The 25,416-nt window shown below is 55.4% G+C and carries 32 protein-coding genes; all 32 read left to right on the top strand.

Annotated features, from left to right (window positions below):
- Positions 1–130: 130 nt before the first annotated feature.
- The 32 genes from rpoB to rpsD all read left to right on the top strand — a co-directional run bounded on the left by rpoB (position 131) and on the right by rpsD (position 25,409).
- On the top strand, positions 131–4,204 hold the full coding sequence (gene rpoB, locus ASD60_RS21385) for a DNA-directed RNA polymerase subunit beta (protein WP_056855886.1): 4,074 nt from the start codon (positions 131–133) through the stop codon (positions 4,202–4,204).
- A gap of 64 nt (positions 4,205–4,268) precedes the next feature.
- On the top strand, positions 4,269–8,468 hold the full coding sequence (gene rpoC / locus ASD60_RS21380; protein ID WP_056855885.1) for a DNA-directed RNA polymerase subunit beta': 4,200 nt from the start codon (positions 4,269–4,271) through the stop codon (positions 8,466–8,468).
- Between the two features lie 216 nt (positions 8,469–8,684).
- A complete protein-coding gene (rpsL, locus tag ASD60_RS21375; RefSeq protein WP_003186084.1) occupies positions 8,685–9,056 on the top strand; it encodes a 30S ribosomal protein S12 in 372 nt (123 codons plus the stop codon).
- A gap of 119 nt (positions 9,057–9,175) precedes the next feature.
- The gene (gene rpsG, locus ASD60_RS21370) at positions 9,176–9,646 is read left to right on the top strand and encodes a 30S ribosomal protein S7 (protein WP_002555493.1); all 471 of its coding nucleotides are present in this window, start codon (positions 9,176–9,178) and stop codon (positions 9,644–9,646) included.
- Between the two features lie 30 nt (positions 9,647–9,676).
- Positions 9,677–11,782, top strand: a complete 2,106-nt coding sequence (gene fusA / locus ASD60_RS21365; protein ID WP_046815908.1) for an elongation factor G — start codon at positions 9,677–9,679, stop codon at positions 11,780–11,782.
- 30 nt (positions 11,783–11,812) lie between these two features.
- Positions 11,813–13,006, top strand: a complete 1,194-nt coding sequence (gene tuf, locus ASD60_RS21360) for an elongation factor Tu (protein WP_008065716.1) — start codon at positions 11,813–11,815, stop codon at positions 13,004–13,006.
- Positions 13,007–13,163: 157 nt separating this feature from the next.
- The gene (gene rpsJ / locus ASD60_RS21355; RefSeq protein WP_003186070.1) at positions 13,164–13,475 is read left to right on the top strand and encodes a 30S ribosomal protein S10; all 312 of its coding nucleotides are present in this window, start codon (positions 13,164–13,166) and stop codon (positions 13,473–13,475) included.
- A gap of 80 nt (positions 13,476–13,555) precedes the next feature.
- A complete protein-coding gene (gene rplC, locus ASD60_RS21350; RefSeq protein WP_003186059.1) occupies positions 13,556–14,191 on the top strand; it encodes a 50S ribosomal protein L3 in 636 nt (211 codons plus the stop codon).
- 12 nt (positions 14,192–14,203) lie between these two features.
- On the top strand, positions 14,204–14,806 hold the full coding sequence (gene rplD, locus ASD60_RS21345; protein ID WP_003228735.1) for a 50S ribosomal protein L4: 603 nt from the start codon (positions 14,204–14,206) through the stop codon (positions 14,804–14,806).
- Positions 14,803–15,102: a 50S ribosomal protein L23 gene (gene rplW / locus ASD60_RS21340; RefSeq protein ID WP_002555488.1), complete on the top strand. Its 300-nt coding sequence runs from the start codon at positions 14,803–14,805 to the stop codon at positions 15,100–15,102. The genes rplD and rplW overlap by 4 nt, the downstream gene beginning before the upstream one ends.
- Before the next feature lie 14 nt (positions 15,103–15,116).
- Complete coding sequence (rplB, locus tag ASD60_RS21335) at positions 15,117–15,941, top strand: 50S ribosomal protein L2 (protein ID WP_003186055.1); 825 nt, start codon at positions 15,117–15,119, stop codon at positions 15,939–15,941.
- Between the two features lie 16 nt (positions 15,942–15,957).
- Positions 15,958–16,233: a 30S ribosomal protein S19 gene (gene rpsS, locus ASD60_RS21330; protein WP_002555486.1), complete on the top strand. Its 276-nt coding sequence runs from the start codon at positions 15,958–15,960 to the stop codon at positions 16,231–16,233.
- Positions 16,234–16,244: 11 nt separating this feature from the next.
- Positions 16,245–16,577: a 50S ribosomal protein L22 gene (gene rplV, locus ASD60_RS21325; protein ID WP_003103908.1), complete on the top strand. Its 333-nt coding sequence runs from the start codon at positions 16,245–16,247 to the stop codon at positions 16,575–16,577.
- A 13-nt stretch (positions 16,578–16,590) separates the two neighbouring features.
- Complete coding sequence (rpsC, locus tag ASD60_RS21320; protein ID WP_003176422.1) at positions 16,591–17,277, top strand: 30S ribosomal protein S3; 687 nt, start codon at positions 16,591–16,593, stop codon at positions 17,275–17,277.
- A 12-nt stretch (positions 17,278–17,289) separates the two neighbouring features.
- A complete protein-coding gene (gene rplP / locus ASD60_RS21315; RefSeq protein ID WP_003228729.1) occupies positions 17,290–17,703 on the top strand; it encodes a 50S ribosomal protein L16 in 414 nt (137 codons plus the stop codon).
- On the top strand, positions 17,703–17,894 hold the full coding sequence (gene rpmC, locus ASD60_RS21310; protein ID WP_002555481.1) for a 50S ribosomal protein L29: 192 nt from the start codon (positions 17,703–17,705) through the stop codon (positions 17,892–17,894). Before rplP ends, rpmC begins: the two co-directional genes overlap by 1 nt.
- Before the next feature lie 2 nt (positions 17,895–17,896).
- Positions 17,897–18,163, top strand: coding sequence for a 30S ribosomal protein S17 (rpsQ, locus tag ASD60_RS21305; RefSeq protein ID WP_003176419.1), 267 nt, complete (start codon positions 17,897–17,899; stop codon positions 18,161–18,163).
- 23 nt (positions 18,164–18,186) lie between these two features.
- Positions 18,187–18,555 (top strand): 50S ribosomal protein L14, encoded by a 369-nt coding sequence (rplN, locus tag ASD60_RS21300; RefSeq protein ID WP_002555479.1) that lies wholly within the window; start codon positions 18,187–18,189, stop codon positions 18,553–18,555.
- A gap of 11 nt (positions 18,556–18,566) precedes the next feature.
- On the top strand, positions 18,567–18,881 hold the full coding sequence (rplX, locus tag ASD60_RS21295) for a 50S ribosomal protein L24 (RefSeq protein ID WP_003186046.1): 315 nt from the start codon (positions 18,567–18,569) through the stop codon (positions 18,879–18,881).
- A gap of 20 nt (positions 18,882–18,901) precedes the next feature.
- Entirely contained in the window at positions 18,902–19,441 is a 540-nt protein-coding gene (gene rplE / locus ASD60_RS21290) for a 50S ribosomal protein L5 (protein ID WP_003210069.1), read from the top strand.
- A gap of 13 nt (positions 19,442–19,454) precedes the next feature.
- On the top strand, positions 19,455–19,760 hold the full coding sequence (gene rpsN / locus ASD60_RS21285; RefSeq protein ID WP_003176414.1) for a 30S ribosomal protein S14: 306 nt from the start codon (positions 19,455–19,457) through the stop codon (positions 19,758–19,760).
- A gap of 209 nt (positions 19,761–19,969) precedes the next feature.
- Entirely contained in the window at positions 19,970–20,362 is a 393-nt protein-coding gene (rpsH, locus tag ASD60_RS21280) for a 30S ribosomal protein S8 (RefSeq protein WP_003228724.1), read from the top strand.
- A 12-nt stretch (positions 20,363–20,374) separates the two neighbouring features.
- Positions 20,375–20,908: a 50S ribosomal protein L6 gene (rplF, locus tag ASD60_RS21275; protein WP_003176412.1), complete on the top strand. Its 534-nt coding sequence runs from the start codon at positions 20,375–20,377 to the stop codon at positions 20,906–20,908.
- 10 nt (positions 20,909–20,918) lie between these two features.
- Positions 20,919–21,269, top strand: a complete 351-nt coding sequence (rplR, locus tag ASD60_RS21270) for a 50S ribosomal protein L18 (protein WP_003186037.1) — start codon at positions 20,919–20,921, stop codon at positions 21,267–21,269.
- Between the two features lie 3 nt (positions 21,270–21,272).
- Positions 21,273–21,773, top strand: a complete 501-nt coding sequence (gene rpsE, locus ASD60_RS21265) for a 30S ribosomal protein S5 (protein WP_003186035.1) — start codon at positions 21,273–21,275, stop codon at positions 21,771–21,773.
- A gap of 2 nt (positions 21,774–21,775) precedes the next feature.
- The gene (gene rpmD / locus ASD60_RS21260; RefSeq protein ID WP_003176408.1) at positions 21,776–21,952 is read left to right on the top strand and encodes a 50S ribosomal protein L30; all 177 of its coding nucleotides are present in this window, start codon (positions 21,776–21,778) and stop codon (positions 21,950–21,952) included.
- A gap of 3 nt (positions 21,953–21,955) precedes the next feature.
- Positions 21,956–22,393, top strand: coding sequence for a 50S ribosomal protein L15 (gene rplO / locus ASD60_RS21255; RefSeq protein WP_003228720.1), 438 nt, complete (start codon positions 21,956–21,958; stop codon positions 22,391–22,393).
- Positions 22,394–23,722 carry a preprotein translocase subunit SecY gene (gene secY, locus ASD60_RS21250; RefSeq protein ID WP_056855884.1) on the top strand — a complete coding sequence of 443 codons (1,329 nt, stop codon included), beginning with the start codon at positions 22,394–22,396 and terminating at the stop codon, positions 23,720–23,722.
- Between the two features lie 24 nt (positions 23,723–23,746).
- On the top strand, positions 23,747–23,863 hold the full coding sequence (gene rpmJ / locus ASD60_RS28975; RefSeq protein ID WP_002555468.1) for a 50S ribosomal protein L36: 117 nt from the start codon (positions 23,747–23,749) through the stop codon (positions 23,861–23,863).
- 130 nt (positions 23,864–23,993) lie between these two features.
- The gene (gene rpsM / locus ASD60_RS21240; RefSeq protein ID WP_009045849.1) at positions 23,994–24,350 is read left to right on the top strand and encodes a 30S ribosomal protein S13; all 357 of its coding nucleotides are present in this window, start codon (positions 23,994–23,996) and stop codon (positions 24,348–24,350) included.
- A gap of 30 nt (positions 24,351–24,380) precedes the next feature.
- Entirely contained in the window at positions 24,381–24,770 is a 390-nt protein-coding gene (rpsK, locus tag ASD60_RS21235) for a 30S ribosomal protein S11 (RefSeq protein ID WP_002555466.1), read from the top strand.
- An 18-nt stretch (positions 24,771–24,788) separates the two neighbouring features.
- The gene (gene rpsD / locus ASD60_RS21230) at positions 24,789–25,409 is read left to right on the top strand and encodes a 30S ribosomal protein S4 (RefSeq protein WP_003176404.1); all 621 of its coding nucleotides are present in this window, start codon (positions 24,789–24,791) and stop codon (positions 25,407–25,409) included.
- The last annotated feature ends 7 nt before the right edge of the window (positions 25,410–25,416 follow it).

Below are 25,416 nucleotides of genomic sequence, written 5' to 3'. Positions count from 1 at the left end.
GACTGGGTCGGTGCTGATAACGTGCTGTAACCACCCGATGCGGTGGCGCAAACCATGGGGTTTGCACGATTTTCTGGCTGCTCCCGTCGGGAGGGGCCAAACAAGCAGGTGACCAAGCTGGGGAACGCTGATGGCTTACTCATATACTGAGAAAAAACGTATCCGCAAGGACTTTAGCAAGTTGCCGGACGTCATGGATGTGCCGTACCTCCTGGCCATCCAGCTGGATTCGTATCGTGAATTCTTGCAAGCGGGAGCGACTAAAGATCAGTTCCGCGACGTGGGCCTGCATGCGGCCTTCAAATCCGTTTTCCCGATCATCAGCTACTCCGGCAATGCTGCGCTGGAGTACGTCGGATATCGTCTGGGCGAACCGGCATTTGATGTCAAAGAATGCGTATTGCGCGGTGTAACTTACGCCGTACCTTTGCGGGTAAAAGTGCGCCTGATCATTTTCGACAAAGAATCGTCGAACAAAGCGATCAAGGACATCAAAGAGCAAGAAGTCTACATGGGTGAAATCCCCCTGATGACTGAGAACGGTACCTTCGTAATCAACGGTACCGAGCGTGTAATCGTTTCCCAGCTGCACCGTTCCCCGGGCGTGTTCTTCGACCACGACCGTGGCAAGACGCACAGCTCCGGTAAACTGCTGTACTCCGCGCGCATCATTCCTTACCGCGGTTCGTGGCTGGACTTCGAGTTCGACCCGAAAGACTGCGTGTTCGTGCGTATCGACCGTCGTCGCAAGCTGCCTGCATCGGTACTGCTGCGCGCGCTCGGCTATACCACCGAGGAAGTGCTGGACGCGTTCTACACCACCAACGTGTTCCATGTGAAAGGCGAGAACCTGAGCCTGGAACTGGTACCTCAGCGTCTGCGCGGTGAAATCGCGGTTCTGGACATCCAGGACGACAAAGGCAAGGTTATTGTCGAGCAAGGTCGTCGTATCACCGCTCGCCACATCAACCAGCTGGAAAAGGCCGGGATCAAAGAGCTGGAAGTGCCACTGGACTACGTCCTGGGTCGCACTACCGCCAAGGTCATCGTGCACCCGGCTACCGGCGAAATCCTGGCAGAGTGCAACACCGAGCTGAACACCGAGATCCTGGCGAAAATCGCCAAGGCCGGCGTTGTTCGCATCGAAACTCTGTACACCAACGACATCGACTGCGGTCCGTTCGTCTCCGATACGCTGAAGATCGACTCCACCAGCAACCAACTGGAAGCGCTGGTCGAGATCTATCGCATGATGCGTCCTGGCGAGCCGCCAACCAAAGACGCTGCCGAGACTCTGTTCAACAACCTGTTCTTCAGCCCTGAGCGCTATGACCTGTCTGCGGTCGGCCGGATGAAGTTCAACCGTCGTATCGGTCGTACCGAGATCGAAGGTTCGGGCGTGCTGTGCAAAGAAGACATCGTCGCGGTTCTGAAGACTCTGGTCGACATCCGTAACGGTAAAGGCATCGTCGATGATATCGACCACCTGGGTAACCGTCGTGTTCGCTGCGTAGGCGAAATGGCCGAGAACCAGTTCCGCGTTGGCCTGGTGCGTGTTGAGCGTGCGGTTAAAGAGCGTCTGTCGATGGCAGAAAGCGAAGGCCTGATGCCGCAGGATCTGATCAACGCCAAGCCAGTGGCTGCGGCGGTGAAAGAGTTCTTCGGTTCGAGCCAGCTGTCGCAGTTCATGGACCAGAACAACCCGTTGTCCGAGATCACCCACAAGCGCCGTGTTTCTGCACTCGGCCCTGGCGGTTTGACTCGTGAGCGTGCCGGCTTTGAAGTTCGTGACGTACACCCGACTCACTACGGTCGTGTTTGCCCGATCGAAACGCCGGAAGGTCCGAACATCGGTCTGATCAACTCCCTGGCTGCCTATGCGCGCACCAACCAGTACGGCTTCCTCGAGAGCCCGTACCGTGTGGTGAAAGATGCACTGGTCACCGACGAGATCGTGTTCCTGTCCGCCATCGAAGAAGCTGATCACGTGATCGCTCAGGCTTCGGCCACGATGAACGACAAGAAAGTCCTGATCGACGAGCTGGTAGCTGTTCGTCACTTGAACGAATTCACCGTCAAGGCGCCGGAAGACGTCACCTTGATGGACGTATCGCCGAAGCAGGTAGTTTCGGTTGCTGCGTCGCTGATTCCGTTCCTCGAGCACGACGACGCCAACCGTGCGTTGATGGGTTCGAACATGCAGCGTCAAGCTGTACCGACCCTGCGTGCTGACAAGCCGCTGGTAGGTACCGGCATGGAGCGTAACGTAGCCCGTGACTCCGGCGTTTGCGTCGTGGCTCGTCGTGGCGGCGTGATCGATTCCGTCGACGCCAGCCGTATCGTGGTTCGTGTTGCCGATGACGAAGTTGAAACCGGTGAAGCCGGTGTCGACATCTACAACTTGACCAAGTACACCCGCTCCAACCAGAACACCTGCATCAACCAGCGTCCGCTGGTGCGTAAAGGTGATCGGGTTCAGCGTAGCGACATCATGGCCGACGGCCCGTCCACCGACATGGGTGAACTGGCGCTGGGTCAGAACATGCGCATCGCCTTCATGGCATGGAACGGCTTCAACTTCGAAGACTCCATCTGCCTGTCGGAACGCGTTGTTCAGGAAGATCGTTTCACCACGATCCACATTCAGGAACTGACCTGTGTGGCCCGTGACACCAAGCTTGGCCCAGAGGAAATCACTGCGGACATCCCGAACGTGGGTGAAGCCGCACTGAACAAGCTGGACGAAGCCGGTATCGTTTACGTGGGTGCTGAAGTAGGCGCAGGCGACATCCTGGTGGGTAAGGTCACTCCGAAAGGCGAGACCCAACTGACTCCGGAAGAAAAACTGCTGCGTGCGATCTTCGGTGAAAAAGCCAGCGACGTTAAAGACACCTCCCTGCGTGTACCTACCGGTACCAAGGGTACTGTCATCGACGTACAGGTCTTCACCCGTGACGGCGTTGAGCGCGATGCACGTGCACTGTCGATCGAGAAGTCTCAGCTGGACGAGATCCGCAAGGACTTGAACGAAGAGTTCCGTATCGTTGAAGGTGCTACTTTCGAACGTCTGCGTTCCGCCCTGGTCGGCCACAAAGCCGAAGGCGGTGCCGGTCTGAAGAAAGGCCAGGACATCACCGACGAAGTACTCGACGGTCTTGAGCACGGCCAGTGGTTCAAACTGCGCATGGCTGAAGATGCTCTGAACGAGCAGCTCGAGAAGGCTCAGGCCTACATCGTTGATCGTCGCCGTCTGCTGGACGACAAGTTCGAAGACAAAAAGCGCAAACTGCAGCAGGGCGATGACCTGGCTCCAGGCGTGCTGAAAATCGTCAAGGTTTACCTGGCAATCCGTCGTCGCATCCAGCCGGGCGACAAGATGGCCGGTCGTCACGGTAACAAAGGTGTGGTCTCCGTGATCATGCCAGTTGAAGACATGCCGCACGATGCCAATGGCACCCCGGTCGACGTTGTCCTCAACCCGTTGGGCGTACCTTCGCGTATGAACGTCGGTCAGATCCTTGAAACCCACCTCGGCCTCGCAGCCAAAGGTTTGGGCGAGAAGATCAATCGTATGGTTGAAGAGCAGCGTAAAGTTGCCGAGCTGCGTAAATTCCTGCACGAGATCTACAACGAGATCGGCGGTCGTCAGGAAAGCCTCGATGACTTCTCGGACCAGGAAATCCTGGATCTGGCTCAAAACCTGCGTGGCGGCGTTCCGATGGCCACTCCAGTGTTCGACGGCGCCAAGGAAAGCGAAATCAAGGCCATGCTGAAACTGGCGGACCTGCCAGAAAGCGGCCAGATGCAGCTGACCGATGGCCGTACCGGCAACAAGTTCGAGCGCCCGGTTACCGTTGGCTACATGTACATGCTGAAGCTGAACCACTTGGTAGACGACAAGATGCACGCTCGTTCTACCGGTTCGTACAGCCTGGTTACCCAGCAGCCGCTGGGTGGTAAGGCGCAGTTCGGTGGTCAGCGTTTCGGGGAGATGGAGGTCTGGGCACTGGAAGCATACGGTGCCGCTTACACTCTGCAAGAAATGCTCACAGTGAAGTCGGACGATGTGAACGGCCGTACCAAGATGTACAAAAACATCGTGGATGGCGATCACCGTATGGAGCCGGGCATGCCCGAGTCCTTCAACGTGTTGATCAAGGAAATTCGTTCCCTCGGCATCGATATCGATCTGGAAACCGAATAACACGTGACGCGAATCGAGAGCGGGGCAGGATTGCCCGCTCTCTGCTCCGCCAGGAGGAAAGGCCTTGAAAGACCTACTGAATTTGCTGAAAAACCAGGGTCAAGTCGAAGAGTTCGACGCCATCCGTATCGGATTGGCATCGCCTGAGATGATCCGTTCGTGGTCGTTCGGTGAAGTTAAAAAGCCGGAAACCATCAACTACCGTACGTTCAAACCTGAGCGTGACGGCCTGTTCTGCGCCAAGATCTTTGGCCCGGTAAAGGATTACGAGTGCCTGTGCGGTAAGTACAAGCGCTTGAAGCACCGCGGTGTGATCTGCGAGAAGTGCGGCGTTGAAGTCGCGCTGGCAAAAGTTCGTCGTGAGCGTATGGCCCACATCGAACTGGCCTCGCCTGTTGCTCACATCTGGTTCCTGAAATCGCTGCCGTCCCGTATCGGCTTGCTGATGGACATGACCCTGCGTGATATCGAGCGCGTTCTCTACTTCGAGAGCTACGTCGTTATCGACCCAGGCATGACCACCCTTGAAAAAGGTCAGCTGCTGAACGACGAGCAGTACTTCGAAGCGCTGGAAGAGTTCGGCGACGATTTCGATGCCCGCATGGGTGCCGAGGCTGTCCGCGAACTGCTGCACGCTATCGACCTGGAGCACGAGATTGGCCGTCTGCGTGAAGAGATTCCGCAAACCAACTCCGAAACCAAAATCAAAAAGCTGTCCAAGCGTCTGAAGTTGATGGAAGCCTTCCAGGGTTCCGGCAACCTGCCAGAGTGGATGGTGCTGACCGTTCTGCCGGTTCTGCCGCCAGATCTGCGTCCACTGGTCCCGCTGGATGGCGGTCGCTTCGCGACTTCCGACCTCAACGATCTGTATCGTCGAGTGATCAACCGTAACAACCGTTTGAAGCGCCTGCTGGATCTGTCCGCTCCGGACATCATCGTGCGCAACGAAAAGCGTATGTTGCAGGAAGCCGTTGACGCACTGCTCGACAACGGTCGTCGTGGCCGCGCTATCACAGGTTCCAACAAGCGTCCTCTGAAATCCCTGGCTGACATGATCAAGGGTAAGCAAGGTCGTTTCCGTCAGAACTTGCTCGGTAAGCGTGTTGACTACTCCGGTCGTTCGGTAATTACCGTAGGTCCGACCCTGCGTCTGCACCAGTGCGGTCTGCCGAAGAAGATGGCTCTCGAGCTGTTCAAGCCTTTCATTTTCGGCAAGCTGGAAATGCGTGGTCTGGCGACCACCATCAAAGCTGCCAAGAAGATGGTCGAGCGCGAGCTGCCGGAAGTGTGGGACGTTCTCGCTGAAGTAATTCGCGAACACCCGGTTCTTCTCAACCGTGCACCGACCCTTCACCGTCTGGGTATCCAGGCGTTCGAACCGGTACTGATCGAAGGTAAGGCTATCCAGCTGCACCCTCTGGTCTGCGCCGCGTACAACGCCGACTTCGACGGCGACCAAATGGCCGTGCACGTACCGCTGACGCTGGAAGCCCAGCTCGAAGCGCGTGCGTTGATGATGTCGACCAACAACATTCTGTCGCCAGCCAACGGTGAGCCAATCATCGTTCCGTCGCAGGACGTTGTATTGGGTCTGTACTACATGACTCGTGAAGCGATCAACGCCAAGGGCGAAGGTCGTGTGTTCGCGGATCTGCAGGAAGTTGACCGTGTGTTCCGTGCCGGCGAAGCCGCACTGCACGCCAAGGTCAAGGTGCGGATCAACGAAACCGTCAACGACCGTGATGGCGGCAGCGTGACCAACACCCGTATCGTCGACACCACTGTCGGCCGTGCGCTGTTGTTCCAGGTTGTGCCAAAAGGTCTGTCGTACGATGTCGTCAACCTGCCGATGAAGAAAAAGGCGATCTCCAAGCTGATCAACCAGTGCTACCGCGTGGTTGGTCTGAAAGAGACCGTGATCTTCGCTGACCAGTTGATGTACACCGGTTTTGCCTACTCGACCATTTCCGGCGTTTCCATCGGCGTTAACGACTTCGTTATCCCGGATGAAAAAGCCCGCATCATCGGTGCTGCCACCGACGAAGTGAAAGAAATCGAAAGTCAGTACGCCTCCGGCCTGGTAACCCAGGGCGAGAAGTACAACAAAGTGATCGACCTTTGGTCCAAGGCGAACGACGAAGTTTCCAAGGCGATGATGGCCAACCTCTCGAAAGAGAAAGTCATCGACCGTCATGGCGTCGAAGTCGACCAGGAATCCTTCAACTCGATGTACATGATGGCCGACTCGGGTGCGCGGGGTTCCGCAGCACAGATTCGTCAGCTGGCCGGTATGCGTGGTCTGATGGCCAAGCCAGACGGCTCCATCATTGAAACGCCGATTACTGCGAACTTCCGTGAAGGTTTGAGCGTACTTCAGTACTTCATCTCGACTCACGGTGCTCGTAAAGGTCTGGCGGATACCGCGTTGAAAACCGCGAACTCCGGTTACCTGACTCGTCGTCTGGTAGACGTAGCGCAAGATCTGGTTGTAACCGAGATCGATTGCGGCACCGAACACGGTCTGCTGATGACTCCGCACATTGAAGGCGGTGACGTTGTAGAGCCGCTGGGTGAGCGCGTATTGGGTCGTGTTATTGCCCGTGACGTATTCAAGCCAGGTACCGAGGACGTCATCGTTCCTGCCGGCACCCTGGTAGATGAGAAATGGGTTGAGTTCATCGAGCTGAACAGCATCGACGAAGTGATCGTGCGTTCGCCGATCAGCTGCGAAACCCGCTACGGCATTTGCGCCAAGTGCTACGGCCGTGACTTGGCTCGTGGTCACCAGGTGAACATCGGTGAAGCTGTCGGCGTAATTGCTGCACAGTCGATCGGTGAGCCGGGTACCCAGTTGACGATGCGTACGTTCCACATCGGTGGTGCGGCAAGCCGGACCTCCGCAGCCGACAGTGTTCAGGTGAAGAATGGCGGTACCGTCCGTCTGCACAACCTGAAGCACGTTGAGCGCGTGGATGGTCACCTGGTAGCTGTGTCCCGTTCCGGTGAGCTGGCCATCGCTGATGACTTCGGTCGTGAGCGTGAGCGTTACAAGCTGCCGTACGGTGCCGTGATTTCGGTTAAAGAAGGTGACAAGGTCGACGCTGGCGCAATCGTGGCCAAGTGGGATCCGCACACTCACCCGATCGTTACCGAAATGAAAGGTACCGTGACCTACGTGGGCATGGAAGAAGGCATCACGATCAAGCGTCAGACTGACGAATTGACCGGTATGACCAACATTGAAGTACTCGACGCCAAAGATCGTCCAGCTGCCGGCAAGGACATTCGTCCTGCCGTGAAGATGGTCGACGACAACGGCAAGGATCTGTTGCTGCCAGGCACTGACGTTATCGCTCAGTACTTCCTGCCAGCCAACGCCCTGGTCGGTGTAGCGGACGGTGCGAAGATCGCGATCGGTGATGTTATCGCTCGTATTCCGCAAGAAACTTCGAAGACCCGTGACATCACCGGTGGTCTGCCGCGTGTTGCCGACTTGTTCGAAGCCCGTCGTCCGAAAGAAGCGTCGATTCTGGCTGAAGTCAGCGGCACCATCGCGTTCGGTAAAGAGACCAAAGGCAAGCGCCGTCTGGTCATTACCCCGAACGACGGTAGCGATCCGTACGAAGAGCTGATTCCGAAGTGGCGTCACCTGAACGTGTTCGAAGGCGAACAGGTAAACCGCGGCGAAGTTATCTCCGACGGTCCGAGCGATCCACACGACATCCTGCGTCTGCTGGGTGTGAGTGCGCTGGCCAAGTACATTGTTAACGAGATCCAGGACGTTTACCGTCTGCAAGGCGTGAAGATCAACGACAAGCACATCGAGACCATCCTGCGTCAGATGTTGCGTAAAGTTGAAATCGCTGAATCCGGCGATTCCAGTTTCATCAAGGGCGACCAGATGGAATTGACTCACGTTCTGGTAGAGAACGAGCGTTTGAGCAACGAAGACAAATTTGTCTCCAAGTTCACTCGCGTTCTGCTGGGTATCACCAAGGCGTCGTTGTCCACCGAATCGTTCATCTCGGCGGCTTCCTTCCAGGAAACCACCCGCGTACTGACCGAAGCGGCGGTAACCGGCAAGCGCGACTACCTGCGCGGCCTGAAAGAAAACGTGGTCGTGGGTCGTCTGATCCCGGCTGGTACCGGCCTGGCTTATCACAGCGAGCGTAAGCGTCGTCGTGATGCCGACAAGCCGTTGCGCGTAAGCGCCAGTGAAGTGGAAGCTGCACTGACCGAAGCGCTGAACTCTAGCGGTAACTGAGTTCTGCGATAAATGAGCGTAAGGCCCTGGCAGCTCCGTTCATCGAATCGCGACAATTTGTCGAGGTTGGATGGGCGGGGAGGTCGGGGCCTTGCCTTGACTGGGGACAAGATCCTCTTTAGACTCTTGTACCCCTAAATTTGGCGGGGATTCGTTCCTGCCATTTTGCTTTTCTTGCAAGACAATAGCGTCGCAAGACAACAGTGGAGCTAGTAGATGGCAACTATCAACCAGCTGGTACGTCAGCCGCGTAAGCGTATCGTCGAGAAATCCGACGTGCCTGCGCTGCAGAACTGCCCGCAACGTCGTGGCGTGTGCACCCGTGTGTATACCACTACGCCGAAAAAACCTAACTCGGCACTGCGTAAAGTATGCCGTGTGCGTCTGACCAACGGTTTCGAGGTTTCCTCGTACATCGGCGGTGAAGGCCACAACCTGCAAGAGCACAGCGTGGTACTGATCCGCGGCGGTCGTGTAAAAGACTTGCCAGGTGTTCGTTACCACACCGTTCGCGGTTCTTTGGATACTTCCGGCGTTAAGGGTCGTAACCAGGGTCGTTCGAAGTACGGTACCAAGCGTCCGAAGTAATGGTCGCTTGCTGCAAAAAACTGATTTCTATTTTTCTGAGTCGATAAGAGTAAGGTCGGAGGCGTCCCTGATAGGGCACCAATTCCGAGCGAACCTGAAGACCGTTTGAGGGCTTATCCATGCCAAGAAGACGCGTAGCAGCCAAGCGCGAAGTGCTTGACGATCCAAAATACGGAAGCCAAATCCTGGCCAAGTTCATGAATCACGTGATGGAAAGCGGCAAGAAAGCCGTTGCCGAGCGTATCGTTTATGGCGCGCTGGAAAAGGTTAAAGAACGCAAGAACAGCGACCCCCTGGAAATCTTCGAGAAAGCTCTCGACGCCATCGCTCCGCTGGTCGAAGTAAAGTCGCGCCGTGTAGGCGGTGCTACTTACCAGGTTCCGGTTGAAGTTCGTCCGTCCCGTCGTAACGCTCTGGCAATGCGCTGGTTGGTAGACTTCGCTCGCAAGCGCGGCGAGAAGTCTATGGCTCTGCGTTTGGCTGGCGAACTGTTGGACGCTGCCGAAGGTAAAGGTGCTGCAGTTAAGAAGCGTGAAGACGTGCACCGTATGGCTGAAGCTAACAAAGCTTTCTCGCACTACCGCTTCTAATTTTAGCGTCACTAATTTTGCGAGGGCTTTATGGCTCGTACTACACCGATTAATCGCTACCGTAACATTGGTATCGTTGCTCACGTGGATGCTGGTAAAACCACCACCACCGAGCGCGTCCTTTTTTACACTGGCAAAAGTCACAAGATGGGCGAGGTGCATGACGGCGCCGCGACCACAGACTGGATGGTTCAGGAGCAGGAGCGTGGTATTACCATTACTTCTGCTGCTATTACCGCCTTCTGGCAGGGTTCTGCGAAGCAGCACAAGGACCAATACCGCTTCAACGTCATCGATACCCCGGGTCACGTAGACTTCACTATTGAAGTTGAGCGTTCCCTGCGTGTACTCGACGGCGCTGTCGTTGTGTTCTGTGGTACTTCCGGCGTTGAGCCTCAGTCCGAAACCGTATGGCGTCAAGCCAACAAGTACGGTGTTCCACGTATCGTTTACGTGAACAAGATGGACCGTGCCGGCGCGAACTTCCTGCGCGTGATCGCTCAGATCAAGCAGCGCCTGGGTCACACTCCGGTGCCGATCCAGTTGGCTATCGGTTCCGAAGACAACTTCCAGGGTCAGATCGATCTGATGACCATGGAAGCGGTTTACTGGAACGATGCTGACAAGGGCATGACTCCACGTCGCGAAGCTATCCCTGCTGAACTGCAGGAGCTGGCTGAAGAGTGGCGCAGCAACATGGTTGAGGCTGCGGCCGAAGCCAGCGAAGAGCTGATGAACAAGTACCTCGAAGGCGAAGAGCTCTCCATCGAGGAAATCAAGGCCGCTCTGCGTCAGCGTACCATCGCTGGTGAGATCGTTCTGGCTGTTTGCGGTTCTTCCTTCAAGAACAAGGGTGTTCCCCTGGTTCTCGACGCCGTTATCGACTACCTGCCTGCACCAACTGACATTCCTGCCATCAAGGGTACTGACCCGGATGACGAGGAAAAGCAGATGGAGCGTCACGCAGACGACAACGAGCCGTTCTCGGCTCTGGCGTTCAAGATCGCTACCGACCCATTCGTGGGTACCTTGACCTTCGTTCGAGTTTACTCGGGCGTGTTGGCCTCCGGCGACGGCGTGATCAACTCGGTTAAAGGCAAGAAAGAGCGCGTGGGTCGTATGGTGCAAATGCACGCAAACGCCCGCGAAGAGATCAAGGAAGTACGCGCTGGTGACATCGCGGCCCTGATCGGCATGAAGGACGTCACCACTGGTGAAACCCTCTGCAACGCTGACAAGCCAATCATCCTGGTTCGCATGGACTTCCCGGAGCCGGTTATTTCGGTTGCCGTAGAGCCTAAAACCAAGGATGACCAGGAAAAAATGGGTATCGCTCTGGGCAAACTTGCTCAGGAAGACCCGTCTTTCCGCGTCAAAACTGATGAAGAGACTGGTCAAACGATCATCTCTGGCATGGGCGAGTTGCACCTGGACATCCTGGTTGACCGGATGCGCCGTGAGTTCAACGTCGAAGCCAACATCGGTAAGCCTCAGGTTTCCTATCGTGAGCGCATCACGAAGAGCTGCGAAATCGAAGGCAAGTTCGTTCGTCAGTCCGGCGGTCGTGGCCAGTTCGGTCACTGCTGGATTCGTTTTGCACCTGCTGACGAAGGTCAGGAAGGTCTGCAATTCCTGAACGAAGTAGTGGGTGGTGTGGTTCCTAAGGAATACATCCCGGCTATCCAGAAGGGTATCGAAGAGCAGATGAAGAACGGTGTTGTTGCCGGCTATCCGCTGATCGGCCTGAAGGCTACCGTGTTTGATGGTTCTTACCACGACGTCGACTCGAACGAGATGGCGTTTAAGGTGGCTGCTTCCATGGCGACCAAGCAACTGGCCCAGAAGGGCGGTGGTGAGTTGCTCGAGCCGATCATGGCGGTAGAGGTTGTTACGCCTGAAGACTATATGGGTGACGTGATGGGCGACCTTAACCGTCGTCGCGGCATGATCCTGGGTATGGAAGATACGGTTTCCGGTAAGGTTATCCGTGCTGAAGTTCCGTTGGGCGAGATGTTCGGTTATGCGACCGACGTTCGTTCGATGTCCCAGGGTCGCGCAAGCTACTCTATGGAATTCAAAAAATACAATACGGCTCCGTCGCACATCGTCGAAACCGTTACCAAAAAACAAGGCTGATTCAGTCCTTTAGGCAAGGAGTTAATTGTCGTGGCTAAAGAAAAATTTGATCGTTCCCTACCGCACGTCAACGTTGGCACCATCGGTCACGTTGACCACGGTAAAACCACTCTGACCGCTGCTCTGACTCGCGTCTGCTCCGAAGTTTTCGGTTCGGCCGTAGTTGAATTCGACAAGATCGACAGCGCGCCAGAAGAAAAGGCTCGTGGTATCACCATCAACACCGCGCACGTCGAGTACAACTCGAACATTCGTCACTACGCTCACGTTGACTGCCCAGGTCACGCTGACTACGTGAAGAACATGATCACCGGTGCTGCCCAGATGGACGGCGCGATCCTGGTTTGCTCGGCCGCCGATGGTCCGATGCCACAAACCCGTGAGCACATCCTGCTGTCCCGTCAGGTAGGCGTTCCGTACATCGTGGTTTTCCTGAACAAGGCTGACCTGGTAGACGACGCTGAGCTGCTGGAACTGGTTGAGATGGAAGTTCGCGACCTGCTGTCCACCTATGACTTCCCAGGCGACGACACTCCGATCATCATCGGTTCTGCTCGTATGGCGCTGGAAGGCAAAGACGACAACGAAATGGGCACCACTGCCGTTCGTAAGCTGGTTGAGACTCTGGACACCTACATCCCAGAGCCAGAGCGTGCTATCGACAAGCCATTCCTGATGCCAATCGAAGACGTATTCTCGATCTCGGGTCGTGGTACTGTTGTGACTGGTCGTATCGAGCGCGGTATCGTTCGCGTTCAAGATGCACTGGAAATCGTTGGTCTGCGTGACACCACCACCACCACCTGCACCGGTGTTGAGATGTTCCGCAAGCTGCTCGACGAAGGTCGTGCTGGCGAGAACTGCGGCGTTCTGCTGCGTGGCACCAAGCGTGACGACGTTGAGCGTGGTCAGGTTCTGGTTAAGCCGGGTTCGGTTAAGCCGCACACCAAGTTCACCGCAGAAGTTTACGTTCTGAGCAAGGAAGAAGGCGGTCGTCACACTCCGTTCTTCAAAGGCTACCGTCCACAGTTCTACTTCCGTACTACTGACGTGACCGGTAACTGCGAGCTGCCAGAAGGCGTTGAAATGGTAATGCCAGGTGACAACATTCAGATGACTGTTACCCTGATCAAAACCATCGCAATGGAAGACGGTCTGCGCTTCGCTATCCGTGAAGGCGGCCGTACCGTTGGTGCTGGTGTTGTAGCCAAAATCATCGAGTAATCTCTTTTTTGAGATGGCTTTGATGCTTTGAGAAAGCCCCCGCTCAGCGGGGGCTTTTTTATTGGGTTGACACCTATCTGGGGCGTCTATAGAATTGCGCCTCCTTTTAACGGGCGTATTGCGCCCGGTGGGAATAGCAGCCGGAGTCTGAAATCCAATGCAAAATCAGCAAATCCGTATCAGGTTGAAGGCTTTCGACCATCGCCTGATCGACCAATCAACCCAGGAAATCGTGGAAACCGCGAAACGTACTGGTGCTCAAGTGCGTGGTCCAATTCCACTGCCTACCCGTAAAGAGCGGTTCACCGTTCTGGTCTCCCCGCACGTCAACAAAGACGCGCGTGACCAGTACGAGATCCGTACTCATAAGCGCGTTCTGGACATCGTCCAGCCAACGGATAAAACCGTTGATGCTCTTATGAAGCTTGATCTTGCGGCCGGTGTGGAAGTGCAGATCAGCCTCGGCTAAGACTCGGTCTTAGTCGTGTAACGCTCTGAAATGGGCGGCCATAGCGGGTGAAAGCCCCGTACACTCATGAGGTTTACAACATGACTATTGGTGTAGTCGGTCGTAAATGCGGTATGACCCGTATTTTCACCGAAGAAGGTGTCTCCATTCCGGTCACGGTCATTGAGATCGAGCCGAATCGCGTCACCCAGTTCAAAACTGAAGAGACCGATGGCTATCGTGCAGTGCAAGTCACTGTCGGCGAGCGTCGCGCTTCGCGTGTAACAGCAGCTCAGGCTGGCCACTTCGCCAAGGCGAACGTTGCCGCTGGTCGTACCGTAATGGAATTCCGTCTTGAAGAAGGCGAGTACCAGGCCGGCGATCTGATCAACGCTGAAATCTTCGCCGCTGGTCAACTGGTTGATGTAACCGGTCAGTCCAAGGGTAAAGGCTTCCAGGGTACGATCAAGCGTTGGAATTTCCGCGGGCAAGATAACACCCACGGTAACTCCGTATCCCACCGCGTTCCAGGCTCTATCGGCCAGTGCCAGACTCCTGGTCGTGTATTCAAGGGCAAAAAAATGTCCGGTCATATGGGCGCTGAGCGCGTGACCGTGCAGTCCCTCGAAGTAGTGCGCGTGGACGCTGAACGCAATCTGTTGTTGGTCAAGGGCGCTGTTCCTGGCGCTACTGGCGGCAACTTGGTTGTACGTCCAGCAGCCAAGGCTCGCGGTTAAGGGGAAGCTGACATGCAATTAAATGTAAATGACGCTCAAGCGATCGAAGTTTCCGAACTGACATTTGGCGGCGAGTTCAACGAGACGCTGGTTCACCAAGCAGTCGTGGCCTACATGGCCGGCGGCCGTCAGGGTAGCAAGCAGCAAAAGACCCGTTCCGACGTTCGTGGTGGCGGTAAGCGCCCATGGCGTCAGAAAGGTACTGGCCGTGCTCGTGCCGGTACTATCCGTAGCCCAATCTGGCGTGGCGGCGGTACCACTTTCGCAGCTCGTCCACAGGATCACTCCCAGAAGCTGAACAAGAAGATGTATCGCGCAGCAATGCGTTCCATCCTTGCTGAGCTGGTGCGTACTGATCGTCTGGTCGTGGTTCAGGATTTCGCCGTTGAGACGCCGAAAACCAAAGACCTGCTGGGCAAACTGAACAACATGAGCCTGACCGACGTTCTGATCGTGTCGGACGCTGTTGATCAGAACCTGTACCTGGCTGCTCGTAACCTGCCACACGTAGATGTACGTGACGTGCAAGGTTCCGATCCAGTTAGTCTGATCGCATACGACAAGGTGTTGATCACCGTGTCGGCCGTGAAGAAATTCGAGGAGCTGCTGGGATGAACCAGGAACGCGTATTTAAAGTTCTGCTTGGCCCGCACGTTTCCGAGAAGGCTACGGTTCTGGCAGACAAGAAAGGCCAGTTCGTTTTCAAGGTTGCTACTGACGCAACCAAGCTGGAAATCAAGAAGGCCGTCGAAAGCCTGTTCAGCGTGAAAGTAGAGCGTGTTACTACCCTGAATGTTCTGGGTAAGAGCAAGCGCACTGCTCGCGGTCTGGGCAAGCGTAATGACTGGAAGAAGGCAGTTATCTCCCTTCAGCCAGGCCAAGATCTCGATTTCAGCAGCAGTGCTGAGTAAGGAAGGGGTGCATCATGGCAATCGTTAAATGCAAACCGACTTCCCCTGGCCGCCGTTTTGTGGTCAAGGTGGTCAACCAGGAGCTGCATAAAGGCGCTCCTCACGCACCGCTGCTCGAGAAGAAGTCGAAGTCTGGTGGTCGTAACAACAATGGCCGTATTACCACTCGTCACATCGGTGGTGGTCATAAGCAGCATTATCGTCTGGTCGACTTCCGTCGCAACGACAAAGATGGCATCGCTGCCACTGTCGAGCGTATCGAATACGATCCAAACCGTACTGCTCACATCGCTCTGCTGCTGTACGCAGATGGCGAGCGTCGCTACATCATCGCCCCTAAAGGCGTGAGTGCTGGCGACCAGCTGATCGCAGGTGCTCTGGCACCGATCAAGCCGGGCAACGCTCTGCAACTGCGTAACATTCCAGTTGGTAGCACCGTACACGGCATCGAATTGAAGCCAGGTAAAGGCGCGCAGATCGCTCGTTCCGCTGGTGCTTCGGCTCAGCTGATCGCTCGTGAAGGTGTCTACGTGACCCTGCGTCTGCGTTCTGGTGAGATGCGTAAAGTGCTGGCTGAGTGCCGCGCGACCCTGGGCGAAGTCTCGAACTCCGAGCACAGCCTGCGTTCGCTGGGTAAAGCTGGTGCCAAACGCTGGCGTGGCGTTCGCCCAACCGTTCGTGGTGTTGCCATGAACCCGGTTGACCACCCACATGGTGGTGGTGAAGGTCGTACCTCTGGTGGTCGTCATCCGGTATCGCCATGGGGCTTCCCGACTAAGGGCGCGAAGACTCGTGGTAATAAGCGTACCGACAAAATGATCGTCCGTCGTCGCAAGTAAATAGAGGGATACGACAGTGCCACGTTCTCTGAAAAAAGGTCCTTTTATCGATCTTCACCTACTGAAGAAGATCGAAGTGGCGGCGGAAAAGAACGATCGCAAACCAGTTAAAACCTGGTCGCGCCGTTCGATGATCCTGCCACAAATGGTCGGTCTGACCATCGCAGTACACAACGGTCGTCAACACGTCCCAGTTCTCGTTAACGAAGACATGGTCGGCCACAAACTGGGCGAGTTCGCCGGTACCCGCACTTATCGCGGGCACGTGGCAGACAAGAAAGCCAAGCGTTAAGGGGTTAGGAAATGGAAGTAGCCGCTAAGTTGTCGGGCGCTCGAATCTCCGCCCAGAAAGCCCGCTTGGTCGCCGACCAGATCCGCGGGAAGAAGGTGGGCGAAGCGCTCAACCTGTTGGCTTTCAGCAGTAAGAAAGCCGCCGAGATCATGAAGAAAGTGCTGGAGTCGGCCGTAGCCAACGCCGAGCATAACGAAGGCGCAGACGTTGATGACCTGAAGGTCAGCACCGTTTTCGTCAACGAAGGGCGTTCGCTGAAGCGCATCATGCCACGTGCCAAAGGCCGTGCTGATCGCATCGTCAAGCGGTCTTGCCATATCACTGTCAAGGTTGCTGACAAGTAACGGAGTCGAAGAGATGGGTCAGAAAGTACATCCCATTGGCATTCGCCTGGGAATCGTCAAGGAGCACACCTCCGTCTGGTACGCAGACGGTCGGACTTATGCGGACTACTTGTTCGCTGATCTGAAGGTGCGTGAGTATCTCCAAGACAAACTAAAAAGCGCGTCCGTAAGCCGTATCGATATCCATCGTCCGGCCCAAACTGCACGTATCACCATCCACACCGCTCGTCCAGGTATCGTTATCGGGAAGAAAGGTGAAGATGTTGAGAAACTGCGTCAGGACCTGACCAAGCAAATGGGTGTGCCTGTGCACATCAATATCGAAGAGATCCGCAAGCCGGAGCTCGACGGTATGCTGGTTGCGCAGAGCGTAGCTCAGCAGCTGGAGCGTCGCGTAATGTTCCGTCGCGCTATGAAGCGCGCTGTACAGAACGCCATGCGCATTGGTGCCAAAGGCATCAAAATCCAAGTGAGCGGTCGTCTCGGCGGTGCTGAAATCGCACGTACTGAATGGTATCGCGAAGGTCGTGTGCCACTGCACACCCTGCGTGCCGACATCGACTATGCCAACTACGAAGCTCACACCACTTACGGTGTGATCGGTGTAAAGGTTTGGATCTTCAAAGGCGAAGTAATTGGTGGTCGCCAAGAAGAACTGAAACCACAAGCACCAGCGCCTCGTAAAAAAGCTGCTAAGTAAGGGGTACGCCAAATGTTGCAACCAAAGCGTACGAAGTTCCGCAAGCAAATGACTGGTCACAACCGTGGCCTGGCATTGCGCGGTAGCAAAGTCAGCTTCGGCGAGTTCGCGCTGAAGTCTGTTGCTCGTGGTCGTCTCACCGCTCGTCAGATCGAGTCAGCGCGTCGTGCTCTGACCCGTCACGTAAAACGTGGCGGCAAGATCTGGATCCGTGTATTCCCGGACAAGCCGATCTCCAAAAAACCTCTCGAGGTTCGGATGGGTAAAGGTAAGGGTAACGTGGAATACTGGGTTGCCCAGATTCAGCCAGGCAAAGTCCTGTATGAAATCGAGGGTGTTTCTGAAGAGCTGGCGCGTGAGGCTTTCGCCCTGGCTGCTGCAAAGCTGCCGCTCGCCACCTCCTTTGTTAAACGGACGGTGATGTGATGAAAGCGAATGAACTTCGTGAAAAATCCGCACAGCAGCTGAACGAGCAACTGCTCGGCCTGCTGCGCGACCAGTTCAATCTGCGTATGCAGAAAGCAACTGGCCAGTTGGGGCAGTCTCATCTGCTCTCGCAAGTTAAGCGTGACATCGCTCGCGTGAAGACTGTGCTCAACCAGCAGGCAGGTAAGTAATCATGGCTGAAGCCGAAAAAACTGTCCGTACGCTGACTGGCCGTGTTGTCAGCGACAAGATGGACAAAACCATCACCGTTCTGATCGAGCGTCGCGTTAAGCACCCGATCTACGGTAAATACGTTAAGCGTTCGACTAAGCTGCACGCGCACGACGAAACCAATCAGTGCCACATCGGCGACAAAGTCACTATTCGTGAAACTCGTCCTTTGGCCAAGACCAAGTCTTGGGCGCTGGTTGATGTTCTCGAACGCGCTGTGGAAGTCTAAGGACTAGGGGTCGGAGAAATTATATGATTCAGACTCAATCCATGCTCGATGTGGCCGATAACAGCGGCGCTCGCCGTGTTATGTGCATCAAGGTGCTGGGTGGCTCCCATCGTCGTTACGCTGGTATCGGTGACATCATCAAGGTTACCGTCAAGGAAGCAATTCCTCGCGGTAAAGTGAAAAAAGGCCAAGTGATGACTGCTGTTGTAGTCCGCACTCGTCACGGCGTACGCCGTGCCGATGGCTCCATTATCCGCTTTGATGGCAACGCTGCTGTTCTTCTGAACAACAAGCAAGAGCCGATCGGCACCCGTATCTTTGGGCCAGTGACCCGTGAACTTCGTACTGAGAAGTTCATGAAGATCGTCTCGCTCGCCCCAGAAGTGCTGTAAGGAGATCCGACATGCAAAAGATTCGTCGTGACGACGAGATCATCGTGATCGCCGGCAAAGACAAAGGTAAGCGCGGTAAGGTGCTGAAGGTTCTTGCTGACAACCGTCTGGTTGTTGGTGGTCTGAACCTGGTCAAGCGCCATACCAAGCCTAACCCGATGTCGGGCGTACAAGGCGGTATCGTCGAGAAAGAAGCGCCACTGCACGCTTCCAACGTCGCCATCTTCAACGGCGAAACCAACAAGGCTGACCGCGTTGGTTTCAAAGTAGAAGACGGTAAGAAAATTCGTGTCTTCAAGTCGACCCAAAAAGCGGTTGATGCTTGAACACTGCTAGGTAGAAGACCATGGCACGACTAAAAGAGATTTACCGGAAGGAAATCGCTCCGAAACTTAAGGAAGAACTTAAGCTTTCGAACGTGATGGAAGTTCCGCGCGTTACCAAAATCACCCTGAACATGGGTCTGGGCGAAGCGATCGGCGACAAAAAAGTCATCGAGCACGCTGTTGCTGACCTGGAAAAGATCACCGGCCAGAAAGTCGTTGTGACCTACGCTCGCAAATCCATCGCTGGCTTTAAAGTCCGTGAAGGTTGGCCGATCGGCGTCAAAGTGACCCTGCGCCGTGAGCGTATGTACGAGTTCCTGGATCGTCTGCTGTCGATCTCCCTGCCTCGGGTTCGCGACTTCCGCGGCCTGAATGCCAAGTCCTTCGATGGTCGTGGTAACTACAGCATGGGCGTAAAAGAGCAGATCATCTTCCCGGAAATCGACTACGACAAGATCGATGCTCTCCGCGGTCTGGACATTACCCTGACCACCACTGCCAAGAACGATGATGAAGGCCGCGCTCTGCTGCGTGCGTTCAAATTCCCGTTCCGCAACTGATTGGAGTAGGACCATGGCCAAGATGAGCATGAAAAACCGCGAGCTGAAGCGTCAGCTCACGGTTGCCAAGTACGCCAAGAAGCGTGCAGCACTGAAAGCAATCATCGTTGATCTGAACGCAAGTCCAGAAGCGCGTTGGGAAGCTACAGTAGCCCTGCAGAAGCAGCCACGTGACGCAAGCGCCTCGCGCATGCGTAACCGCTGCCGCCTGACTGGTCGTCCGCACGGCGTTTACCGCAAGTTCGGCCTCGGCCGTAACAAGCTGCGTGAAGCGGCAATGCGTGGTGACGTACCAGGTCTGGTTAAAGCCAGCTGGTAAATACTGTCAAAGTCTCGGTGTTCGGGGTCGCAAGATCCTGACCACCGGTGGCCTTGAATCTGAATCAAGCCCCTTTTGGGGCTTGATTCATTTCTGGGGTGTGTCTAGAATACCCGGCTCGCCTGAGCCCGTGTTTTATACGCTCGGAGATTCTCGGCGACACGTAGTAGCCGCAAGGCTAATTTTTCTGTATTAGGAGCGTCTAGCCCATGAGTATGCAGGACCCGTTAGCGGACATGCTAACTCGAATCCGTAATGCCCAGATGGCTGAAAAGTCCGTCGTAAGCATGCCATCTTCTACTTTGAAGGTAGCTGTTGCCAAAGTCCTGAAGGACGAAGGTTACATCGCGGGTTATCAGATCAGCAGCGAAACCAAACCACTGCTGTCTATCGAGCTGAAATATTTCGAAGGCCGTCCGGTTATCGAAGAAGTCAAGCGCGTTAGCCGTCCAGGCCTGCGTCAGTACAAGTCCGTCGAAGATCTGCCGAAAGTTCGTGGCGGTCTCGGTGTGTCTATCGTCTCCACCAACAAGGGTGTGATGACTGATCGTGCTGCGCGCGCTGCCGGTGTCGGCGGCGAAGTTCTTTGCACTGTGTTCTAAGGGGGGATAAGCATGTCTCGCGTCGCTAAGAACCCCGTTAAGCTGCCAGCCGGTGTCGAAGTAAAATTCGCAGGCCAACAGCTTTCGGTGAAGGGTGCCAAGGGCACTCTCGAACTGAACATCCATTCGTCCGTTGAGATCGTTGAAGAAGCCGGTGAGCTGCGTTTTGCTGCTCGCAATGGCGATCAACAGACTCGCGCAATGGCTGGTACCACTCGTGCGTTGGTAAACAACATGGTCCAAGGCGTAAGCCAAGGCTTCGAGCGCAAGCTCCAGCTGGTCGGTGTTGGTTACAAAGCGCAAGCTAAAGGCACAGTGCTGAACCTGGCTCTTGGCTTCTCGCACCCAGTGGATTACGAACTGCCGGAAGGCATCACCGCTGAGACTCCTAGCCAGACCGATATCCTGATCAAGGGCATCGACAAGCAGCTGGTAGGTCAAGTGGCCGCCGAGATCCGCGACTTCCGTCCACCAGAGCCGTACAAAGGCAAAGGTGTGCGCTACGCGGACGAAGTCGTCCGTCGTAAAGAAGCCAAGAAGAAGTAGGGCATAGCAAATGACCGACAAAAAAGTTACTCGACTGCGTCGCGCTCGCAAAGCACGCCTGAAAATGCACGAACTCGAAGTCGTGCGTCTCTGCGTGTTCCGCTCTTCGCAGCACATCTACGCCCAGGTCATTTCGGCCGACGGCAACAAAGTCCTGGCAAGTGCCTCGACTTTGGATAAAGAACTGCGTGATGGCGCCACTGGCAACATCGACGCGGCCACTAAGGTTGGCCAGCTGGTCGCTACGCGTGCTAAGGCCGCTGGCGTCTCGCAGGTGGCTTTCGACCGCTCTGGCTTCAAGTACCACGGCCGCGTTAAAGCGCTGGCTGATGCTGCTCGTGAAGCTGGGCTGGAGTTCTAAGTTATGTCAAATAACGACCAAAAGCGCGACGAAGGCTACATCGAGAAGCTGGTTCAAGTTAACCGCGTAGCCAAAACCGTTAAAGGCGGCCGTATCTTCACTTTCACCGCGTTGACCGTGGTTGGTGATGGTAAAGGCCGTGTTGGCTTCGGCCGTGGCAAGTCGCGTGAAGTGCCTGCTGCGATCCAGAAGGCAATGGAAGCTGCTCGCCGCAACATGATCCAGGTTGATCTGAACGGCACCACTCTGCAGTACGCAATGAAGTCCGCTCACGGCGCTTCGAAGGTGTACATGCAGCCTGCTTCTGAAGGTACCGGTATCATCGCTGGCGGCGCAATGCGTGCCGTTCTCGAAGTTGCTGGCGTTCAGAACGTTCTGGCCAAGTGCTACGGCTCGACTAACCCGGTAAACGTGGTTCACGCCACTTTCAAGGGTTTGAAAGCAATGCAGTCTCCTGAATCCATTGCCGCCAAGCGTGGCAAAAGCGTCAAGGAGATCTTCTGATCATGGCTACCGTTAAAGTTACGCTGATCAAAAGCATGACCGGCCGCATCCCTAACCACAAACTGTGTGTTAAGGGTCTGGGTCTGCGTCGCATCGGTCACACTGTAGAAGTCCAGGATACTCCCGAGAATCGCGGGATGATCAACAAGGCTTACTACATGCTGCGTGTCGAGGGTTAATCGATGAAACTCAATGATCTGAGTCCAGCGCCGGGTTCCCGTCGCGAAAAGCATCGTCCGGGCCGTGGTATCGGTAGTGGTTTGGGTAAGACTGGTGGCCGTGGTCACAAAGGTCAAACCTCCCGCTCCGGTGGCACCATTGCTCCAGGCTTTGAAGGCGGTCAACAGCCGCTGCATCGTCGCCTGCCGAAGTTCGGTTTCGTTTCCCTGAAAGCCATGGATCGCGCAGAAGTGCGTCTGTCCGAGCTGGCTAAAGTGGAAGGCGACATCGTCACCGTGCAGTCCCTGAAAGATGCCAACGTGATCAACGTCAACGTACAGCGTGTGAAAATCATGCTGTCCGGTGAAGTGACTCGCGCTGTCACTATCGGCAAGGGAATCGGCGCCACCAAAGGTGCGCGTGCGGCTATCGAAGCAGCTGGCGGCAAGTTCGAGGAATAAATGGCTAAGCAAGGTGCTCTCTCTGCGCTCGGCAAAGGCGGTATGTCTGAACTCTGGGCTCGTCTGCGTTTTCTGTTCCTGGCGATTATCGTCTACCGAATAGGCGCACACATCCCGGTTCCAGGTATCAACCCGGACCGACTCGCGGACCTGTTTCGACAGAATGAGGGGACCATTCTTAGCTTGTTCAACATGTTTTCCGGCGGCGCGCTGGAGCGGATGAGCATCTTTGCACTGGGGATCATGCCGTACATTTCGGCATCGATCATCATGCAGTTGATGACAGCCGTCAGCCCGCAGCTGGAGCAGTTGAAGAAGGAAGGTGAAGCTGGCCGTCGCAAGATCAGCCAGTACACCCGCTACCTCACCGTCGCTCTTGCTCTTGTCCAGGCCATTGGCATGTCCATCGGCCTGGCGGGGCAGGGCGTTTCGTTTACTGCTGATTTCAGCTTTCATTTCGTTGCGGTAACCACATTTGTGGCTGGTGCGATGTTCATGATGTGGCTGGGTGAGCAGATCACTGAGCGCGGTGTAGGCAACGGTATCTCGATGTTGATCTTCGCAGGTATCGTCGCCGGTCTTCCGAGAGCGATCGGGCAGTCTTTCGAGTCTGCACGTCAGGGTGATATCAATATCTTCGCCCTGGTTGCCATCGGTTTGCTGGCAGTAGCGATTATCGGTTTCGTGGTGTTCATTGAGCGTGGTCAGCGTCGTATTGCTGTTCACTACGCCAAGCGTCAGCAAGGCCGTAAGGTGTTTGCTGCGCAGACTAGCCACTTACCGCTGAAGGTGAACATGGCCGGTGTTATTCCGGCTATTTTCGCGAGCAGCATTTTGCTGTTCCCGGCTTCGTTGGGTGCCTGGTTCGGTCAGTCTGAAGGTATGGGCTGGTTGCAGGACATCTCGCAGTCGATCGCTCCTGGTCAGCCGTTGAATATTCTGCTGTTTAGTGCAGGGATTATTTTCTTCTGCTTCTTCTATACGGCGTTGATGTTCAATCCGAAAGACGTAGCGGAAAACCTGAAGAAGTCCGGTGCCTTTATTCCGGGCATTCGTCCAGGTGAGCAGTCTGCGCGCTACATTGATGGCGTTCTGACTCGCTTGACCCTGTTCGGTGCTCTATACATGACGGCCGTGTGCCTGTTGCCCCAGTTCCTGGTGGTTGCAGCCAACGTTCCGTTCTACCTTGGCGGGACCTCGTTGCTGATCGTCGTCGTGGTTGTGATGGACTTCATGTCCCAAGTACAATCGCACCTCGTTTCGCACCAGTACGAATCCCTGATGAAGAAAGCCAACCTGAAGGGTTACGGCAGCGGCATGCTGCGCTGACCCATAAGGTTCGAGGAGTTGGTGATGAAAGTTCGTGCATCGGTGAAAAAGCTGTGCCGTAACTGCAAGATTATTCGCCGCGAAGGTGTTGTTCGAGTAATTTGCAGCGCGGAACCGCGTCACAAACAGCGCCAAGGCTGAGTGTGATTGTGCTTCAAGCCCGGTAGCTAGTGCGCTACCGGGTTGATTATTTGTTATTACAGCGATATTATCTCGCGCCCTATTTCTTGGCTTCCGGGGCGTAGGTAGCTGTCAATTGGAGTCCCACTGAATGGCCCGTATTGCAGGCGTTAACATTCCAGATAACAAGCATACTGTTATCTCGCTGACCTACATCTATGGTGTTGGTCGCACTACTGCACAGAAAATTTGTGCAGAGACTGGGGTAAACCCAGCAGCAAAGATCAAAGATCTGAGCGACGAGCAAATTGAACAGCTGCGTGGCGAAGTGGCGAAGTTCACCACTGAAGGTGACCTGCGTCGCGAAATCAACATGAAAATCAAGCGCTTGATGGACCTCGGTTGCTATCGCGGTCTGCGTCATCGTCGTGGTCTTCCAGTACGCGGTCAGCGTACCAAGACCAACGCGCGTACCCGTAAAGGTCCGCGTAAGCCGATCCGCAAGTAATCGCCCCAGCGAATCGACAGGAATTTAATCATGGCAAAACCTGCTGCTCGTCCTCGTAAAAAAGTTAAAAAGACAGTGGTTGATGGCATCGCCCACATCCATGCATCTTTTAACAACACCATCGTGACCATCACCGACCGTCAAGGTAACGCTCTTTCCTGGGCTACCTCCGGTGGTTCGGGTTTCCGCGGTTCCCGCAAGTCCACCCCGTTTGCTGCTCAAGTAGCTGCTGAACGTGCTGGTCAAGCTGCGCTGGAATACGGCCTGAAAAACCTCGACGTCAACGTCAAAGGTCCAGGTCCAGGTCGTGAATCCGCAGTCCGCGCTTTGAACGGCTGTGGCTACAAGATCGCCAGCATCACCGACGTGACGCCAATCCCGCACAACGGGTGCCGTCCGCCGAAGAAGCGCCGCGTGTAATCCAGGAGATTGTAAAGAATGGCTCGTTACATTGGTCCAAAATGCAAACTCGCTCGTCGCGAAGGCACCGATCTCTTCCTGAAGAGCGGCGTGCGCGCGATCGAATCGAAGTGCAACATTGAAGCAGCACCTGGTATCCACGGCCAACGCCGCGGTCGCCAGTCCGACTACGGCACCCAACTGCGTGAAAAGCAGAAGGTCCGTCGTATCTACGGCGTTCTCGAGCGTCAGTTCAGCGGCTACTACAAAGAAGCTGCTGGCAAGAAAGGTGCAACCGGTGAAAACCTGCTGCAACTGCTCGAATGCCGTCTGGACAACGTTGTATACCGTATGGGCTTTGGTTCGACTCGTGCCGAATCCCGTCAGCTGGTATCGCACAAGTCGATCAGCGTAAACGGTCAGACCGTTAACGTTCCGTCCTACCAGGTTCGTGCTGGTGACGTGGTTGCTGTTCGCGAGAAAGCAAAAAACCAACTTCGCATTGTCCAAGCTCTCGATCTGTGTGCCCAACGTGGCCGCGTAGAATGGGTAGAAGTAGACACTGAGAAGAAGTCGGGCGTTTTCAAGAACGTTCCAGCTCGCAGTGATCTGTCCGCCGACATCAACGAAAGCCTGATTGTCGAGCTCTACTCCAAGTAAGGGCTAG

It is taken from the genome of Pseudomonas sp. Root562, assembly GCF_001427125.1.
Lineage (GTDB): Bacteria > Pseudomonadota > Gammaproteobacteria > Pseudomonadales > Pseudomonadaceae > Aquipseudomonas.
Note: the sequence above shows the minus strand (reverse complement) of the source record. Positions and strands in the feature narration are given on the sequence as shown.